The sequence below is a fragment of the Micromonospora sp. NPDC005237 genome (genome assembly GCF_040607775.1).
GTDB lineage: Bacteria > Actinomycetota > Actinomycetes > Mycobacteriales > Micromonosporaceae > Micromonospora.
Window position 1 is genome coordinate 75,434 of record NZ_JBEXHJ010000002.1, and the last position, 15,251, is coordinate 90,684.

Below are 15,251 nucleotides of genomic sequence, written 5' to 3' on the forward strand. Positions count from 1 at the left end.
GGTGGCAGCGGCAGTGAGGGATCGGGCGTGGTGCGTGGTGGTTCCCCACCATGCCGCCGGCGCACGACTGGCGCGACACCGGCTCGCCGACGACCTGGCTGACGTCGTGACGCCAGCGCTTCTCGCGGATCTGATCGCGGTGCTCGCCGAGCTGGTGGGCAACTCGGTCCGGCACGCCCGGCCGCTGCCCGGCGGCGTGGTCCGGGTGGCGTGGCGGCTGCGAGCCTCGGCCGAGGGCCCGCGGATCCAGTTGCGGGTGACCGACGGCGGCGCGGGCACCAGCCCGCGGATCCGCACGGCCAGCCCGGACGCCGCGGACGGGCGGGGTCTGCACATCGTGGCCGGCCTGGCGACCCGCTGGGGCGTCGAGCGCGACGGCATGGGCCAGCGCGTGTGGGCGGAGTTCGACCCCACCCCCGCCTCCCACCCCGACCTGGTACCAGCCGCCTGACATCGTTGATCATGAAGTTATTGCCACGACACGCCGTGCGCGGTGACAATAACTTCATGATCAACAAGCGGTGGGGTGGGTGGGTCCGGCGGCGGGACGGGCGGGGCCTTAGGCTGTGACGCCGTGAGCAAGCGTCGAAAGAGCCAGCGAACCGCCGCCGACACCGCGCCCCGGAAGGACAAGGTGCGCGACGTCTTCGTGCCGCGACCGTTCGAGGGGCTGGCCGACGAGTCCGAGTGGATCGCGCTGCGCGAGCTGGTGCCCGCCGCGTCCGCGCCGCTGCGGCTGGCGCCCGCCCTCGTCGAGGAATTCGGGGACCGGTCGGCCACGCTGGCCACGGTGCTGCCGATGGCCGCGCCGGCGGTGAGCAAGCCGGACGGCCGGGTGCTCATCGGTCTGCAACGCCACCAGCAGTCCGGCGACGTCTCCCGGGACCTGGCCGAGGCGCTGCTCTGCGCGCTGCGGACCGAGCCGGGCGGCCAGGTGTCCGTACCACCGCTGCCCGGTCCCGGGCCGCGACTGCAGGACATCCTGGTGGACGGCCCGCTGGAGATCACCATGCACGACGGGTTCGAGTTCTGGCTCGACCCCGGCGCGACCGACGACCCGAGCGTCCAGGCGTCGCTGGAGCGGGCGAACGCCGCCATCTACCCGACCGTGCGGATGACCGCCGCGAAGGCCGCGTACTGGTGCCAGGTCCCGGAGAAGGCGCACGTGCGCTGGGTGCTCCCGGACGACGAGGACGCCGCACTGGACGCGCTGGCCCGCCTCGGCGCGGCGGGCACGCTGACGCTCGGCGAGCAGACCAAGTTCGCCGGGATGTTCCGCGCGCACGGCCGGCTGGTGCCGGTGTGGGACCTGCCGGAGGAGACTCCGGCCGACGACTGGGAGGACCCGGTCGCGCAGTTCGCCAAGCGGTACGCGGAGGCGCTCGCCACCACCGAACCGCTGGACGCCGCCGGCCGGCGGGCCCGCCAGGGGCTGCTCGGCCGTCAGCTCACCCTCCGCTGACCCCGACGCGCGGCCCGTTCACCCGTTGACCGGCAGCGGGTCGCGCACGATCGGGCAGGACATGCAGCGCGGGCCTCCCCGGCCGGAGCCCAGCTCCGAGCCGGCGATCGGGATGACCTCGATGCCGGCCCGCTCCAACTGCGCGTTGGTCTCGGTGTTGCGCTCATAGCCGACGCAGAGCCGGGGCGCCAGGGCGAGGGTGTTGTTGCCGTCGTCCCACTGCTCGCGTTCCGCGGTGACCGGGTCCAGGCCGGTGTCGATGACCCGGAGCTGGTCCAGGTCCATCGCGTCGGCGGCGGCCCGCAGGAAGGGCGCCGGGCCGTCCACACGTGGGTCCTCGCCGTCCGCGCCGGCGATCACGGTGTACGCCGAGAGCGTGCTGGCGATGTTCGGATACATCAGCACGGCGTCGGCGTCGACCATCGTGCACACGGTGTCCAGGTGCATGGTGGCGCGCTTCTGCGCGATCGGCACCACCAGGATGGTGTGGGCCAGCCCGGCGGCGAAGACCTGCCGGCCGAGGCGTTCGGCGCCGGCCGGGGTGGTGCGCTCGCCCACCCCGACCGCCAGGACGCCCGGTGCGAGCAGCAGGACGTCCCCGCCCTCCAGGTGCTCCAGATTGGGGCGGTAGACGAACTCGGTGCCGGCGAAGCGCGGATGGTGGCGGTAGATGGCGTCGGTCAGGGTGGTCTCCCGGCGGCGGGCCGGCATGGCCAGGCTGGTGACACCGACCCGGTCACCGATCCACAGCGACGAGTCCCGGGTGAAGAGCAGGTTCGGCAGCGGGTCGATGACGAAGTCGTGCCGGTCCATCAGGGTGTAGACCAGCCCGCCCGGCCGCTCCGAGCTGATCCGCAGCTCCTCGTGGGCGAGCCCGGCGGTGAGCACGTCGGCCAGCGCGGCCGGGTCGAGATAGGCGAGGTGGTCGGCGACGCGGGCGCGGAGCGTGTCGCCGAGTCGACGAGAGCGCAGCACCTCCTCGGTCAACTCGGCGCGGGCGTCCTCGACGGCCAGCGTCTCGGCCAGCAGGGTGGCCAGATAGAGCACCTCGACCCCGCGCTCGCGCAGCGCGGCCGCGAACGCGTCGTGCTCCTCCTGGGCGCGGCCGACCCAGGGGATCGCGTCGAACAGGAGTGAGTCGTTGTTGCGAGGGGTGAGCCGGGCCAGTTCCGGGCCGGGCCGGTGCAGCAACACGGTGCCGAGCCGGCCGACTTCACTGTCGACGTAGTGGGTCACCCCCGCAGCGTAGGGCAGGGTTTGGCGGCATCCGACAAAAGAACTGTGGATGAATATGGCATTCATCCACAGTCACTCCGGCGCTCCGGCTTGCCGAACACCGGGAGTGGCAACGTAGGGTAGTGAGGACATAACTTCGAGGGACCTTTTGCCGGAGGTCGACGACGATGACTGTCTTTCCCGCACGACGAGCCGTACCGACCGCCAGGGCACTGCCGCCCATCGCGGTGCCCCACCCCCGCGTCGAGTCGCCCGGGGCTCTGGAGCCGGTCCGTCCGACACCGCTCGAATGGGCCCGCCGCCGCCGTGCCGAGCGGGGAGCCCGTCGACTGGAGGCGGCCGGAGCCCGCGCGCTCGGTCAGCTCGACCATCTCGGGCCGGCCTGGCACGTCATCGAGTGGCCCCGCACCGACGTGGCGGACGTCCTGCTCGACCGCACCCAGGACGACCGCGCCGGGTTCCTCGCCATCGGGCCGAGCGGCCTGTTCGCGGTGACCATCGCCGACCACGGCCGGGCCCGGGTGCTCGTCGCCGGGGACGTCGTGCAGATCAACGGCAAGCGGCCTCCGTACGTCACCGAGGCCCGGCGGGACGCCAGGCGGGCCAGCAAGGCCCTCTCCGACGCGGTGGGGCTGACCATCCCGGTGACGCCGGTGCTGACCTTCGTGGGCTCCGGCGTGATCAGCGTCTACGGCCTTCCGAAGGACTGTCTGATGGCCACCCACCGGGAACTGGATCGGCTCCTCGTGGCCGGTGGCAGCCGGATCAGCCCGGCCACGGCCGAGAAGCTGTCCCGGGTGGCACAGCACCCGAGCACCTGGCTGAACGGCACCTACCGTCCATCGGCCGACTACCGGTGGTACGACGAGGGCCGAACGGCCGCTGACAAGCCGGCCCACCGCCGGTAACGTCACCGGCGACGCCACGCGGCCCCGGTCCCCCACTACCCACCGGCTCCCGCGCCGTCGCCGGCCGCCCCGGTTCGAGCTGTGCGGTCCGGTGACCTGGTGCGCTCGGTGATTCCGTCGGCGACCGGCTAGCGTGGACAGTCCGTCGGTGGACATAGGAGGCGCGGTGGCCCACGTCGAACTCTCGCTCTCGGAAGTGTTCGTGCCGTCGGCGCGGGCCTCGACAGAGCTGGAGTCCGACAACGTCGGCCAGTGGTCCTCGACGGTCGACCGGGCCGATGAGCCCTGCCTGCTGATCGACGCCGACACCCGGGTCGTGGCCATCTCCGCCGCCGGCTGCGAGCTGCTCTGTCTGGGCGACCCGGCCGGCCTGATCGGGCGACCGCTGCTCGACGGCGGCCTGCGACTGCTGGATTTCACCGCAAACCGGGGCGAGCTGACCGAGGCCGAGATCGACAAGATCCCGCCTCTGCTGGCGCTCTCCTCCGGCCGGCTCGCCCGTGGGCTGCTGCGGGTGCAGGCCGCCTCGCCGGACAGCTCCGACGCGACGGTCGACGCGATCTCCACCCCGGTGCTCACCAACGGCGCCGTGGCCGGCTCGCTCACCTTCTTCTCCGAGGTCTGACCTGCGGCGCAATATGTCGTTCGCCGCCTGACCTGCGGCGCAATGTGTCGTTCGCCGCACGCGGCGATGGCGGGATGGGCCCACATCCACGCCGTAAGGTGCCCTCATGCTCGATATCGCTCTGCTGCCGGGGGAGTACGCCGTGTGCCGGTTGCGGGCCGACACCGCCCTGCCGGCCGCGCTGTCGAGTGGGCTGGGCCGCGCCGACGTGGTCACGGTGAGCTGGACCGCCGACGGGATCTCGGTGATCTGCCCGACCGACCGGGTGCCCGCCCAGGCCGTGGTGGAGACCACCTGGCGCTGTCTGCGCGTCGTCGGCCCGACGGGCGTGGACGCCACGGGAACACTGGCGGCGCTCGTCGACCCGCTCGCCGCGGCCCGGGTCAGCGTGGTCACGTTCTCCACCTTCGACACCGACTACGTGCTGGTGCCGACCGTCCGGTTGACCGAGGGCACGGCCGCCCTGGAGCGCGCCGGGCACCGCGTCCTCGGCTGAGCTTCACCCCGCCGTCAGCTCGCCCTACGATGGGCTCGGCCACCCCGGCCGCGATGACGTTTCCCGATGTCCGAGGATCGGCCCGTGCCGTTCGACCCGCCCCGCCACCCGGCTCCCCCGCCCCGGGCGACAACCGCCATCACACCCGTGGCGGTTCGCGCGCTGCCCGTGGCCGGGGCCCTGCTGGCGCTCCTCACCATCGGGGCGCTGACCGGCTGCGGCGCCCCTCCCGAGCTGCGCGACCCGGCCGGGGTGCCCACCGGCGCCGGCACCCCGACGGCGCCCGGCCCGACCGGCGTCCCGACCGGCACGCCGTCCACCGTGCCGAGCGCACCACCGGCCTTGACCCCGTCGGCCACCCGGGACCCGGGTCTGGTCGCGACGGCCTGCCGGAACGGTCCGACCGGGCAGCGGGTGGTGCAGCTGCTGCGCGGCCGGGCCTCGGTGCTCCCGGACAACGTGCGGGTCCGGGTCCGCACCGGGCCGCTGTGCGCCGCCGACTGGCAGTACACCGTGCTGGAGGTGACCGGGCACGAGGAGCTTCAGGTCGTCACCCGGGGTCGGCCCACCGCCCCGGAACTGGTCACCGCCGGCACCGACGTGTGCACCATCGAGGTGCGCGCCACCGGGCCAGCCGGGATCCGTACGCTCGCCTGCGATGCTTCTCCGGCGGTCCAGCCGGGTGCGTAGTCTGGTCGACATGCCCGGAACACCGCCCACGCGCTTCGTCTACCTCGGCCCGGAGGGCACCTTCGCCGAGCAGGCCCTGCGCACCGTCCCCGCCGCCGAGCGTGGCACCCGGACGCCGGCCCGCAGCGTCGGTGAGGCACTGGACAGCGTCCGGGCCGGGGACGCTGACGCGGCGCTGGTGCCGCTGGAAAACTCGATCGGCGGGGCGGTCGGCGTCACCCTGGACGAGATGGTCGAGGGCGACCCGCTGGTGATCACCCGAGAGGTGATCCTTCCGGTCGAGTTCGTGCTCGCCGCGCGTGCGGGCACGACGCTGTCGGCGGTCCGCACGGTCGCGGCGCACCCGCAGGCGTCCACCCAGTGCCGGGGCTGGCTGCGTGACCACGTACCCGACGCCGTGGTCGTCGACGTGCTCTCCAACGGCGCGGCAGCCGCCGGCGCCGGGTCCGGCGAGTACGACGCGGCGATCTGCGCCCCGATCGGGGCCGCCCGACACCGACTCGCCCTGCTCGCCGACAAGATCGCCGACCACCCCGACGCGGTGACCCGTTTCGTCCTGGTCTCCCGCCCCGGGCCACCCCCACCGCCGACCGGCGACGACCTCACCTCGCTGGCCGTCTACATCGCCCACGACCGGGTCGGCGCGCTGCTGTCGGTGTTGATGGAGCTGGCCGTCCGTGGCGTCAACCTGACCCGGATCGAGTCCCGCCCGACCGGCGAGGCCCTGGGCCGGTACGTCTTCTTCCTCGACTGCACCGGCCACGTGGCCGACGTACGCCTGGGTGAGGCGTTGCAGGGGCTGCGCCGGGTGTGCGCCGATGTCCGTTTCCTGGGGTCGTACCCGCGGCATCGCTGGGTCGACGCGGCGGGCGAGCGGCCCGTGCCCGCGCCGGCCGGCCTCTCCGACGTCGACTACGCCGACGCGGCGGCCTGGCTGGCCCGGCTGCGCACCGGCGAGTTGAGCTGACCGGCCGAGCAGGCGAGCAACACGCGTACGGGCGCTCCGGTGCGACCGGGAGCGCCCGTACCCGCGTCGGTGGTCAGCTCAGCAGACCGCCGAGCAGACCGCCCTCCTGCTGCTGCTGACCGCTGCCCATGACCGGCGGCTCCTCGGACGGCTGCACCACCACGAAGCCCTGACCGGCGAAGCTCATCGTGAACGACTCGCCGGTGCGCCGGCCCAGCAGCGTGCCAAGACCGAGCTGCTCAGCCCGGTGGTAGCCGGTCTGGAGGTTGGCCGACCAGCAGACGGCGGCCTGCGGGTCGACGTACGTCGGGGCGTCCACGTTGAGCACCACCGGGGTGCCCTTGGTCGTGATGGCGATCCTGCCGTACCCGCTGAACACGCAGTTGAACAGGCCGGACGAGGAGGCCATCCCGGCGCCGCCGACCATCCTGATGTCGTACTGCAGGGTCGAGTCGAAGGCCAGCACGCTGGAGCCGTTGATGGACAGGGCGTCGCCCGGCTCCAGGTCGATGATGTGCACGTCCTTGGCCAGCTCGGCGAGGAAGACGTCACCCTGGCCGGTGACCTTCATCAGCGGGACACCCTCGCCGGTGAGCTTCTGCTTGAGGAACTTGCCGAGCCCACCCGAGCCCAGCGCCTGGAACTGCACGTTGCCCTGGTAGGCGACCATCGACCCGACCCGGGCCATCGCCTCGCCGTTGAGCTCGATCTTCAACATCTTGGAGTTCTGCAGCCGCATGCCGGCCTGCGCGGACTCCTTCTCCAGATTTTCCGCCGAGAACAGCTCGCTGCGCATGAAAGGTGCCTCCTGAAACGGTCGCGGTCGCTGCACCGACGGTAGGCGACCACGGCAACCAGGGGCCATCGGCGAAGCGGCGTGCCGCGCTCTGACCTGGCGGTGTGCGGCCGGGTCAGCCCCAGCCCAGCGCGTGCAGTCGCGCGTCGTCGATGCCGAAGTGGTGGGCGATCTCGTGCACCACGGTCACCGCGACCTCGTCGACGACGTCCTCGTCGCTGTCGCAGATCCGCAGGATCGGACGGCGGTAGATGAAGATCCGGTCCGGAAGCACGCCGGCGTAGTCCCAACCCCGATCGGTGAGCGCGTGCCCCTCGTAGAGGCCGAGCAGGTCGGGGTCGGTGTGCGGTGGGTCGTCCTCGACCAGGATCACCACGTTGTTCATCAGGCCGAGCAGTTCCTCGGGCACCTCGTCGAGGGCGTCAGCCACCAGCTCCTCGAAGCGCTCGCGAGTCATGTCCACCGGCACGGCGTCCATTCTGCCCGACGCCGCACCGATCGGCCGGCTCACGCGCGGCCACCCCGGCCGGGGCCGCGCGTTCACGAAAGAGAGCGGCCACCCGGGACCGGGCGGAGGCTCCTTCCGTGAACGTGCGGCGTGCGTCGCCGGGTCAGGAAGCCAGGCGAGCGGTGAGGGTGATCTCGGCGCCCGGCGAGAGCAGCCGGGAGATCGGGCAGTTGGCCTTGGCTGCCTCGGCGAGCTTCTGGAACTCCGCCTCGTCGACCCCGGGCACCTGGCCGACGGTCTCCAGGTCGATCCGGGTCACGCTCATTCCGGCGTCGGTCTTGTCCAGGTGGACCTTGGCGGTGGTCTCGACCGAGGTGGGCGTCGAGCCGGCGTCGGCGAGGGCCTTCGAGAACGCCATCGAGAAGCAGCCGGCGTGCGCGGCGGCGATCAACTCCTCGGGGTTGGTGCCCTCACCCTCCTCGAAGCGCGACTTGAAGGAGTAGTTGCCGGACAGGCCGCCCTTACCGGTGCGGACGGTGCCGGAACCCTCGGTGAGATTGCCCTGCCATTGTGCGGAAGCGGTACGGATAGGCATGAGGAGAACGCTAGCGGAAAGGCGCCTCCCGAGCGACCGACCGGCACCGACGCCTGCCGTGCGATTCCCGTCACCCCTGGCGGAGGCGCGACGCGGGCGGCTTCGGCAGCGGCACCAGCGCGACCCTCTGTGCCATGATTCGACGCAGGCCCGCGACCGGCGGAAGGATGGCCGATGTCCGAGGAGCTGCCCATCCCGCGCCAGGGCGACCCGTCCGACGGGCCGGCCGTGATCGAGTGGGGTGCCGACGAGCCCGCCACCGGACGCCGCCGCCTCGGCGGGTCCCTGGCCGGCATCACCCGGGATCCCCGCCTGCCCGTGCTGCTCGCCGGGCTCGGGGCGGTGGCGGGGGTGGCCTCGCTGCTCGGCGAGTGGCTGGTGATGACTCTGCCGAACGGCGGCCCGGCCGGTGCCACCTCGATCGACGTGCCCGCCGGGGTGTCCGACGTCGGCGGCTTCGGCATCGGCTACCTGGTCGGTCTGCTCGGGCTGGTCTGCACGGTGGCACTGGCGCTGCGGGGCACGGCGGCCGTCCGGCCGAACGCCCGACTGGTCGGGTTCACCCTGAGCGGGGCGCTGCTGGCACTGCTGGTCGCGGCGACGGCGACACTCGACGACCCCGGTCAGCGCAACTACTTCTACGAGCCGGAGGACAACTTCCGGGTCGAGTACGGTCGCGGCCTGGTGATGGCGTTCGTGGCCTGCGTGCTGCTCGCCGCGGCCCTGCGGCTGGCCCCGAACGCGCCGACGGAGGACAACCGTTCCGGGGCCGCGACGGGGCAGGGCTGGCGCCGTCGGCACCTCGACCCGGTCGAGAAGGAGGACGGCCCGCCCGCGCCGGCCGACCTGACCGTGACCGCGGCGGCGCCGTTCGCCCGCCCCGAACACCCCAACGCCTGAGTCGGCCAGGCCGACCCCGACCCGCCGATCTGGCGCTTTCGGCAGCGACAGAAGGCGCATTCCACCGCATATCGGCGACCGGAAGTACAAGATCGTGGAGGTTGGGGAACGGGCCTGGAGTTGGTGCCCGATTCGCCTGGAAGACATGGTTCGGGCGCGTTTACCGAGGTACGGTTGCTGCCCGCCGTCACGCCGGGCCTCGCTTTCCCTGGCCTCGGCAGGTGCGACGGCGGCGGGCGAAGGAGGAACGATGACCCGCCCGGGACTGCCCAAACTGATCGCGACCGACCTCGACGGAACGCTGGTCCGCAGCGATGACACCGTCTCCGCGTACACCCACGGGGTGCTCGACCGGGTGCGGGCCGCCGGAATTCCGGTGGTCGGCGCGACCGGACGCGGCCCCCGACTGACCGAGCTGACCCGCAACGACATCCGGGCCGCCGACTTTCTGGTGATGGCCGGCGGTGGACGGGTGGTCGACCAGAGCGACCCGACCGGCCCGGTGGTGCTCCGCGACGAGCGGCTGCCCGCCGAGGTGCTGGCCCGGCTGCTCGCCGACCTGGAGGCCGAGGTCGGCCCGCTGACCGTGATGGTCGAGGCGTCCGACGAGCACGACGCCCCGCTCTGGGGTGACTACCACGAGAGCTGGCCCTACCAGGACCGGTTCGAGGCGCGCAGCCGCGCTGAATGCCTCTCCTGTGACGTGATCAAGGCCTTCGCCCGGACCGCCGACCACCACGTCGACGAGCTGCTGGCGGTGGCCCGCGGGATCGTCTCGCCGCAGGTTGCCTCGCTCACCCAGGCCGGGCTCGGGTTCATCGAGATCTGCCCGCCCGGCGTGGACAAGGCGACCGGGCTGACCGTGGTGGCGCAGAGCCTGGGGGTCGACCCCGCTGACGTCCTGGTCTTCGGCGACATGCCCAACGACCTGCCGATGTTCGAGTGGGCCGGCTGGTCCCGGGTCGCGGTGGCCAACGCGCACCCCGCGCTGCGTGCCGCCGCCGACGAGGTGACCCTGCGCAACGACGACGACGGGGTGGCGGTGTACCTGGACCGGCTACTGTCCCGGTGATGCGAGACACCCCTGCGCTGGTCGCCACCGACATCGACGGCACGCTGATCCGCGACGACCGCACGCTCAGCCCGCGCACCGCCGACGTGCTCGCGCGGATCACCGCGCGAGGCACGCCGGTCGTCCTGGTCACCGGCCGTCCGGTCCGCTGGCTCGAGATGGTGTACGACCAGCTGGCCGAGCCGCTGCCGGCGGTCTGCGCCAACGGCGCCGTGGTCTACGACCCGGTGCGGGACGAGGTGCTGCGGGCCGACCCGCTCGCGCCGCAGCACCTGGCCGAGGTGGCCGAGCGGCTGCGGGCCGAGGTGCCCGGGATCAGCTTCGCCGTGGAGATCATGGACAGCCGCCAGATGCGGCACGAAACGGACTACCCGCTGCGCTGGGACGTCGACCCCGACGGGATCCGGCCGGTCGAGACACCGGAGGAGCTGCTCTCGCTTCCCGCGGTGAAGTTGCTCGCCCGCGCCGGCGAGCAGGACCCGGACGCGTTCGTCGCACTGGTGGCGGCAGCGGTGGCGGGCTTGGCCGAGGCGACGCACTCGTCGTCCTCGGGGCTCGTGGAGATCTCCGCGGCCGGGGTGACGAAGGCGGCCGGGCTCGACTGGTACTGCGACCGGATCGGCGTGCCCGCGGCGGACGTGCTGGCCTTCGGCGACATGCCGAACGACGTGCCGATGCTGAGCTGGGCCGGGCGCGGGGTGGCGGTGGCCAACGCGCACCCCGCCGTCCTCGCGGTCGCCGACGAGGTGACCGGGGCGAACTCCGAGGACGGCGTGGCGGCGTACCTGGAGAAGATCTTCGGGGTGGACTGACCGGCCAGGTCAGAGGTACTGGCCGGTGTTGTGGCCCTCACCGCCGCCGGGCTGGCCGATGCCCGGCATTCCGGGCACCACACCGCCGGGGCCGCTGGGCAGCGCCTGCCGGCCGCCGCGCATCTGCTCCAGCTGGACCCGCGCGGCCATCTGCTGGGCGACCAGGGCCGCCTGGATGCCGTGGAACAGGCCCTCCAGCCAGCCGACGAGCTGGGCGTGCGCGATACGCAGCTCGCCCTCGCTCGGGGCCTTGTCCTCCGTGAAGGGCAGCGAGATCCGCTCCAGCTCGTCGCGCAGCTCGGGGGCGAGACCCTCCTTGAGCTCGACGATCGACCGCTCGTGGATCTCGCGCATGCGGTGCCGGCTGGCGTCGTCCAGCGGGGCCGCCTTGACCTCCTCCAGCAACTGCTTGATCATGCTGCCGATCCGCATCACCTTGGCCGGCTGCTCTACCAGACGGGTCGGGTCCTCGCCCTGCCCCTCCTCGGTCTGCATGGTGCCGATCGGCCGGCCGTCCGGACCGACCACCACCACCGTGCCGGAGTGGCCGGAGTCGTCGGGGCCGGGCTGGTCGTTCTGCTCAGCGGAGCGCGCTTCGGTCATGGGGTCCATCTTTACCCAGTGGGCGCGACCCATGCCGCCCGGGACCGACTCCCAGGGCCGAACCACCCGGGCGGGGCGCGCTACCGTCGCGCCATGCCTGCCGACCCACGCGCCGTGCTGACCCGGCCCGCGCCGGAGCCGGACCTGACGGTGGCCTACGGCGACCACCCGGACCAGATTGCCGACCTGCGCCGGCCGGCCGGTGTCGGTCCGGCCCAGCCGCTGGTCGTCGTGGTGCACGGTGGTTTCTGGCGCTCCGAGTACGACCGCCGCCACACCGGCCCGCTGGCCGCCGCGCTCGCCGCCGAGGGCTACCCGGTGGCGCAGCTGGAATACCGGCGTACGGGGCAGCCGGGCGGCGGCTGGCCGGGCACGTTGACCGACGCGCTGGCCGGGATCGCGGCGCTGCCCGAGCTGGCCACCGAGGCGCTGCCGGGTCGGGTGAGCAGGGCTGCGCCGATCGTCATCGGTCACTCCGCCGGTGGCCATCTGGCGCTGTACGCGGCGGCCACCGCGCCGTCGACGGTGAGCGGAGTGCTGGCCCTGGCCCCGGTGGCCGATCTCGCGGCGGCGTACCGGCTGGATCTGGACTCGGGTGCGGTGGCGGCGCTGCTCGGCGGCGGCCCACTCGACTTCCCGGACCGGTACGCGGCGGCCGATCCACGATCATTGGTACCGATCCGGACACGGACAGTAGTCGTGCACGGTTCGGCGGATCTGCAGGTGCCGGTGGCGATGAGCCGGGACTTCGTCGCGGCGGCTCGTGCCGCAGGATCCGATATTTCCCTTGTCGAGCTGCCCGGATGTGAGCATTTCGGGCTGATCGACCCGGAGTCTTCGGCGTGGCCCCCGGTGCTGGCTGTGTTGCGGTCCCTGCACGATGATCACTAACCATTGACGCAGCGTCGCGGAGCAGGTAGAACGCCGGAGGGGCGGTGTTCTGCCCTGCAACGCTCCTGGAAGGAACTCGGTGTCGCAGATGAATCGCAGGCGGGCGCTCCAACTGTTGGCCGCGCTCGGAACGACCGGGTTCGCCGCCGCGTGCGGCTCCGACACCGAGGGCAAGCCGGCCGCCGCCAAGAGCCCGATCAAGATCGGTCTGATCGCGCCGAAGGCCGGCGGCTTCAAGTCCATCGGTGACGACATCACCAACGGCTTCCAGCTCTTCCTCGACCTGCACGGCCAGCAACTGGGCGGGCATCCGGTCGAGCTGCTGACCGCCGACGAGGGTGACAACGCCAAGACCGGCAAGGCCGCCGTCGACCAACTGCTCAAGCAGAACGTGCTGGCGCTCACCGGCGTGGTCAACTCGGCGGTGATGGTCGGCATCCGCGACACCGTGGAGGAGGCCCGGGTCCCGCTCATCGGCTCGAACGCCTCGCCGAGCAGCCTGCAGAGCGTCGTCTACATCTGGCGTACGTCGTACGTGCTGGACGAGGCCGGCCGGGCGCTGGGCCGCTACCTGCGCGACCAGCTCCCGGCGAACGGCCGGATCGCGATCATCATGCCGGAGAACGTGGGTAGCCCGGACGTGGTGCGGGGCTTCAGGCAGGAGTTCGGCACCTCCGACCCGCGCATCGCCGACCCGGTGACCAACACCAACCCGACCCCGAACCCGGGCAAGGGCACCTACGTGGCGGACATCGAGAAGGCGCTGCGCAAGAAGCCGACCGCCGTCTTCTGCTTCTTCGCGGGCTCGGCCGCCGTGGAGTTCATCAAGCAACTGCGCGACCAGTTCAGCGGCCCCGTCTACGCGCCCGGCTTCCTCACCGAGGGCACCGTGCTGGAGAGCCTGGGCCGGGACGCGCTCGGCATCCAGACCGCGCTGAACTACTCGGCCGACCTCAACAACACGTCGAACCGGGTCTTCGCCTCCGCCTACCGCAAGAAGCACCAGACCACGCCGACGACCTACGCGATGGCGTCGTACGACGCGGCGCAGGTGCTCGACCAGGCGATCCAGCTGACCGGTGGGTCGCCCACCCCGCAGCAGGTCAACCTGGCGCTGGGCCGGATCGGCCAGATCGACAGCCCGCGCGGCATCTGGCAGTTCAACCAGCCGCGTACCCCCCAGCAGAAGTGGTACCTGCGCGAGGTCCAGCGCGACGGTCAGGTCATGTCGAATGTGCTGATCAACGAGCTGGCCACGCTCGGCTGAAACGCCCACCACAAGCAGCAGCAGGGGCCGGCCTCCGACGGGGAGGCCGGCCCCTGCCGTACGCGGCAGTGTTCGGGTCAGTGCCGCAGCTCGGCGATGCAGCACTTCACGCTGCCGCCGCCCTTCTTCAGCTCGGCCAGCTCGACCGGCACCGGGTTGTAGCCGGCGGCCTTGAGCTTGCCCGCCAGCCGGGTGGCCTCGCTGTTGAGCACCACGTTCGCGCCGTCGCTGACCAGGTTCAACCCGAAGGCCATGGCGTCCTCGTCGTCGGCGATCACCGCGTCGGGGAAGAGCTGGGTCAGCACCCGCTGGCTGGCGGCCGAGAACGCGCCGGGGAAGTAGACGACGTTCGAGTCGTCGATGGAGGCAAGCGCCACGTCCAGGTGGTAGAAGCGCGGGTCGATGAGGCGCAGCGACACCACCGGGCGGCCCAGCGCCTCCTGCGCCTCGGCGTGGGCCGGGATCTCGGTGCGGAAGCCGTGCCCGGCCAGGATCAGCCCGCCGTGCGCCTCCGGTAGGTAGGCGAAGTCACCCTCGCCCTCGTTGGTCTCGCTCGGGGCGATGAACCGGCAGCCCTGCTCCGCGTAGAACGCGTGGTGCGCGGCGGCCTCGCCAGCCCGCTGCTCGTGCTTGAACCGTGCGCCGTAGACGCTGCCATCGACCATGAAGGCGCCGTTGGCGGCGTACACCATGTCGGGCAGCCCGGGCTCCGGCGTGAGCAGGTGCACCTCGTGGCCGAGGCCGACCAGCGTCTCGCGCAGCCGGTCCCACTGCTTGACGGCCAACTCCCGGTCGACCGGGGTGGTCACGTCCATCCACGGATTGATCGCGTACTCGACCGCGAAGTGCTCGGGCGAGCACATGAGATATGTCCGCTTTCGCGAGACTCGCTGCTGGTTCACGGTCACCAAGGGTAGGTACCGTTGAACTTTGGTAACAGCCACAACCATTGCTTCCCAGAGGCGGAACGTTGCAGATAGACGCCGTAGACCAGCGGATCATTGCGTTGCTCGTCGCTGACGCCCGCGCGTCGTACGCCGACATCGGCGTCCGGGTGTCACTCTCCGCCCCGGCGGTCAAGCGCCGGGTGGACCGACTGCGCGCCACGGGCGTGATCAGGGGATTCACCGCCGTCGTGGACCCGGCGGCCGTCGGCTGGACCACCGAGGCGTTCGTCGAGCTGTTCTGCGCCGGTCGGACCACCCCGGCGCAGATCGGCGTGGCCGCCCGCCGGCACCCGGAGGTGGTCGGCGCGTACACCGTCTCCGGCGAGGCGGACGCGCTGGTGCACCTGCGGGCCGCCGACATCGCCCACCTGGAGGCGGCGCTGGAGCGGCTGCGCGCCGAGTCCTTCGTGACCTCCACCCGCAGCACCATCGTGCTGTCCCGGCTGGTCGAGTCCCCCGGCGTCGGGCCGTCCAACCGGGCTTGACCTCAAGCCCGGTTCAGGTGTTGGACTCGTGGCGGCCTGGGCACGACACGA

The 15,251-nt window shown here is 72.2% G+C and carries 19 protein-coding genes; 13 read left to right on the forward strand and 6 right to left on the reverse strand.

Going from position 1 to position 15,251, the window contains the following annotated elements; genetic code table 11:
- Positions 1-34: 34 nt before the first annotated feature.
- Together ABZT87_RS05240 and ABZT87_RS05245 are read left to right on the forward strand one after the other, a co-directional pair.
- The gene (locus ABZT87_RS05240) at positions 35-451 is read left to right on the forward strand and encodes an ATP-binding protein (protein WP_355063530.1); all 417 of its coding nucleotides are present in this window, start codon (positions 35-37) and stop codon (positions 449-451) included.
- A 123-nt stretch (positions 452-574) separates the two neighbouring features.
- On the forward strand, positions 575-1,462 hold the full coding sequence (locus tag ABZT87_RS05245; protein WP_355133809.1) for a DUF5926 family protein: 888 nt from the start codon (positions 575-577) through the stop codon (positions 1,460-1,462).
- Positions 1,463-1,480: 18 nt separating this feature from the next.
- On the opposite strand, the gene ABZT87_RS05250 is transcribed toward ABZT87_RS05245, so the two are convergent.
- On the reverse strand, positions 1,481-2,698 hold the full coding sequence (locus tag ABZT87_RS05250) for an arginine deiminase (RefSeq protein ID WP_355063441.1): 1,218 nt from the start codon (positions 2,696-2,698) through the stop codon (positions 1,481-1,483).
- A gap of 167 nt (positions 2,699-2,865) precedes the next feature.
- Between ABZT87_RS05250 and ABZT87_RS05255 the strand changes: the two genes are divergently transcribed.
- From ABZT87_RS05255 to pheA, 5 genes are all read left to right on the forward strand, one after another.
- Positions 2,866-3,606 (forward strand): hypothetical protein, encoded by a 741-nt coding sequence (locus ABZT87_RS05255; RefSeq protein WP_234582638.1) that lies wholly within the window; start codon positions 2,866-2,868, stop codon positions 3,604-3,606.
- A 166-nt stretch (positions 3,607-3,772) separates the two neighbouring features.
- Positions 3,773-4,231, forward strand: coding sequence for a hypothetical protein (locus ABZT87_RS05260; protein WP_354855809.1), 459 nt, complete (start codon positions 3,773-3,775; stop codon positions 4,229-4,231).
- A 106-nt stretch (positions 4,232-4,337) separates the two neighbouring features.
- A complete protein-coding gene (locus ABZT87_RS05265; RefSeq protein ID WP_354855808.1) occupies positions 4,338-4,727 on the forward strand; it encodes an ACT domain-containing protein in 390 nt (129 codons plus the stop codon).
- 66 nt (positions 4,728-4,793) lie between these two features.
- Positions 4,794-5,417 (forward strand): hypothetical protein, encoded by a 624-nt coding sequence (locus tag ABZT87_RS05270; protein WP_355133812.1) that lies wholly within the window; start codon positions 4,794-4,796, stop codon positions 5,415-5,417.
- Positions 5,418-5,427: 10 nt separating this feature from the next.
- Positions 5,428-6,384: a prephenate dehydratase gene (gene pheA, locus ABZT87_RS05275; RefSeq protein WP_355063437.1), complete on the forward strand. Its 957-nt coding sequence runs from the start codon at positions 5,428-5,430 to the stop codon at positions 6,382-6,384.
- Between the two features lie 73 nt (positions 6,385-6,457).
- Here pheA and ABZT87_RS05280 read toward each other — a convergent pair whose 3' ends face one another.
- From ABZT87_RS05280 to ABZT87_RS05290, 3 genes are all read right to left on the reverse strand, one after another.
- Positions 6,458-7,180 (reverse strand): AIM24 family protein, encoded by a 723-nt coding sequence (locus ABZT87_RS05280; protein WP_234582643.1) that lies wholly within the window; start codon positions 7,178-7,180, stop codon positions 6,458-6,460.
- 115 nt (positions 7,181-7,295) lie between these two features.
- Positions 7,296-7,643 (reverse strand): metallopeptidase family protein, encoded by a 348-nt coding sequence (locus ABZT87_RS05285; protein ID WP_354855823.1) that lies wholly within the window; start codon positions 7,641-7,643, stop codon positions 7,296-7,298.
- 148 nt (positions 7,644-7,791) lie between these two features.
- Positions 7,792-8,223, reverse strand: a complete 432-nt coding sequence (locus ABZT87_RS05290) for an OsmC family protein (protein WP_007453754.1) — start codon at positions 8,221-8,223, stop codon at positions 7,792-7,794.
- A 174-nt stretch (positions 8,224-8,397) separates the two neighbouring features.
- Here ABZT87_RS05290 and ABZT87_RS05295 point away from each other — a divergent pair, with 174 nt between their 5' ends.
- The 3 genes from ABZT87_RS05295 to ABZT87_RS05305 all read left to right on the forward strand — a co-directional run bounded on the left by ABZT87_RS05295 (position 8,398) and on the right by ABZT87_RS05305 (position 11,007).
- The gene (locus ABZT87_RS05295) at positions 8,398-9,123 is read left to right on the forward strand and encodes a hypothetical protein (protein WP_355133814.1); all 726 of its coding nucleotides are present in this window, start codon (positions 8,398-8,400) and stop codon (positions 9,121-9,123) included.
- Positions 9,124-9,373: 250 nt separating this feature from the next.
- Positions 9,374-10,195, forward strand: coding sequence for an HAD family hydrolase (locus ABZT87_RS05300; RefSeq protein WP_355133816.1), 822 nt, complete (start codon positions 9,374-9,376; stop codon positions 10,193-10,195).
- Positions 10,195-11,007, forward strand: coding sequence for an HAD family hydrolase (locus ABZT87_RS05305; RefSeq protein WP_355063433.1), 813 nt, complete (start codon positions 10,195-10,197; stop codon positions 11,005-11,007). Before ABZT87_RS05300 ends, ABZT87_RS05305 begins: the two co-directional genes overlap by 1 nt.
- A 9-nt stretch (positions 11,008-11,016) precedes the next feature.
- Here ABZT87_RS05305 and ABZT87_RS05310 read toward each other — a convergent pair whose 3' ends face one another.
- A complete protein-coding gene (locus ABZT87_RS05310) occupies positions 11,017-11,619 on the reverse strand; it encodes a bacterial proteasome activator family protein (RefSeq protein ID WP_354855802.1) in 603 nt (200 codons plus the stop codon).
- An 84-nt stretch (positions 11,620-11,703) separates the two neighbouring features.
- Here ABZT87_RS05310 and ABZT87_RS05315 point away from each other — a divergent pair, with 84 nt between their 5' ends.
- Together ABZT87_RS05315 and ABZT87_RS05320 are read left to right on the forward strand one after the other, a co-directional pair.
- Positions 11,704-12,501, forward strand: coding sequence for an alpha/beta hydrolase (locus ABZT87_RS05315; protein ID WP_355133818.1), 798 nt, complete (start codon positions 11,704-11,706; stop codon positions 12,499-12,501).
- A 79-nt stretch (positions 12,502-12,580) separates the two neighbouring features.
- Positions 12,581-13,768 (forward strand): ABC transporter substrate-binding protein, encoded by a 1,188-nt coding sequence (locus ABZT87_RS05320; protein WP_355133820.1) that lies wholly within the window; start codon positions 12,581-12,583, stop codon positions 13,766-13,768.
- A 77-nt stretch (positions 13,769-13,845) separates the two neighbouring features.
- Here ABZT87_RS05320 and ddaH read toward each other — a convergent pair whose 3' ends face one another.
- Positions 13,846-14,679 carry a dimethylargininase gene (ddaH, locus tag ABZT87_RS05325; protein ID WP_355133822.1) on the reverse strand — a complete coding sequence of 278 codons (834 nt, stop codon included), beginning with the start codon at positions 14,677-14,679 and terminating at the stop codon, positions 13,846-13,848.
- 59 nt (positions 14,680-14,738) lie between these two features.
- Here ddaH and ABZT87_RS05330 point away from each other — a divergent pair, with 59 nt between their 5' ends.
- Positions 14,739-15,200 (forward strand): Lrp/AsnC family transcriptional regulator, encoded by a 462-nt coding sequence (locus tag ABZT87_RS05330; protein ID WP_354855798.1) that lies wholly within the window; start codon positions 14,739-14,741, stop codon positions 15,198-15,200.
- Positions 15,201-15,251 lie beyond the last annotated feature (51 nt).

Excerpts from the sequence above, each read along its gene's own strand:
- ABZT87_RS05295 (WP_355133814.1), top strand. The coding sequence starts at position 8,398 with ATGTCCGAGGAGCTGCCCATCCCGCGCCAGGGCGACCCGTCCGACGGG.
- ABZT87_RS05290 (WP_007453754.1), bottom strand. The coding sequence starts at position 8,223 with ATGCCTATCCGTACCGCTTCCGCACAATGGCAGGGCAATCTCACCGAG.
- ABZT87_RS05270 (WP_355133812.1), top strand. The coding sequence starts at position 4,794 with ATGTCCGAGGATCGGCCCGTGCCGTTCGACCCGCCCCGCCACCCGGCT.
- ABZT87_RS05300 (WP_355133816.1), top strand. The coding sequence starts at position 9,374 with ATGACCCGCCCGGGACTGCCCAAACTGATCGCGACCGACCTCGACGGA.
- ABZT87_RS05280 (WP_234582643.1), bottom strand. The coding sequence starts at position 7,180 with ATGCGCAGCGAGCTGTTCTCGGCGGAAAATCTGGAGAAGGAGTCCGCG.
- ABZT87_RS05265 (WP_354855808.1), top strand. The coding sequence starts at position 4,338 with ATGCTCGATATCGCTCTGCTGCCGGGGGAGTACGCCGTGTGCCGGTTG.
- ABZT87_RS05310 (WP_354855802.1), bottom strand. The coding sequence starts at position 11,619 with ATGGACCCCATGACCGAAGCGCGCTCCGCTGAGCAGAACGACCAGCCC.
- ABZT87_RS05305 (WP_355063433.1), top strand. The coding sequence starts at position 10,195 with ATGCGAGACACCCCTGCGCTGGTCGCCACCGACATCGACGGCACGCTG.
- ABZT87_RS05315 (WP_355133818.1), top strand. The coding sequence starts at position 11,704 with ATGCCTGCCGACCCACGCGCCGTGCTGACCCGGCCCGCGCCGGAGCCG.
- ABZT87_RS05255 (WP_234582638.1), top strand. The coding sequence starts at position 2,866 with ATGACTGTCTTTCCCGCACGACGAGCCGTACCGACCGCCAGGGCACTG.
- pheA (WP_355063437.1), top strand. The coding sequence starts at position 5,428 with ATGCCCGGAACACCGCCCACGCGCTTCGTCTACCTCGGCCCGGAGGGC.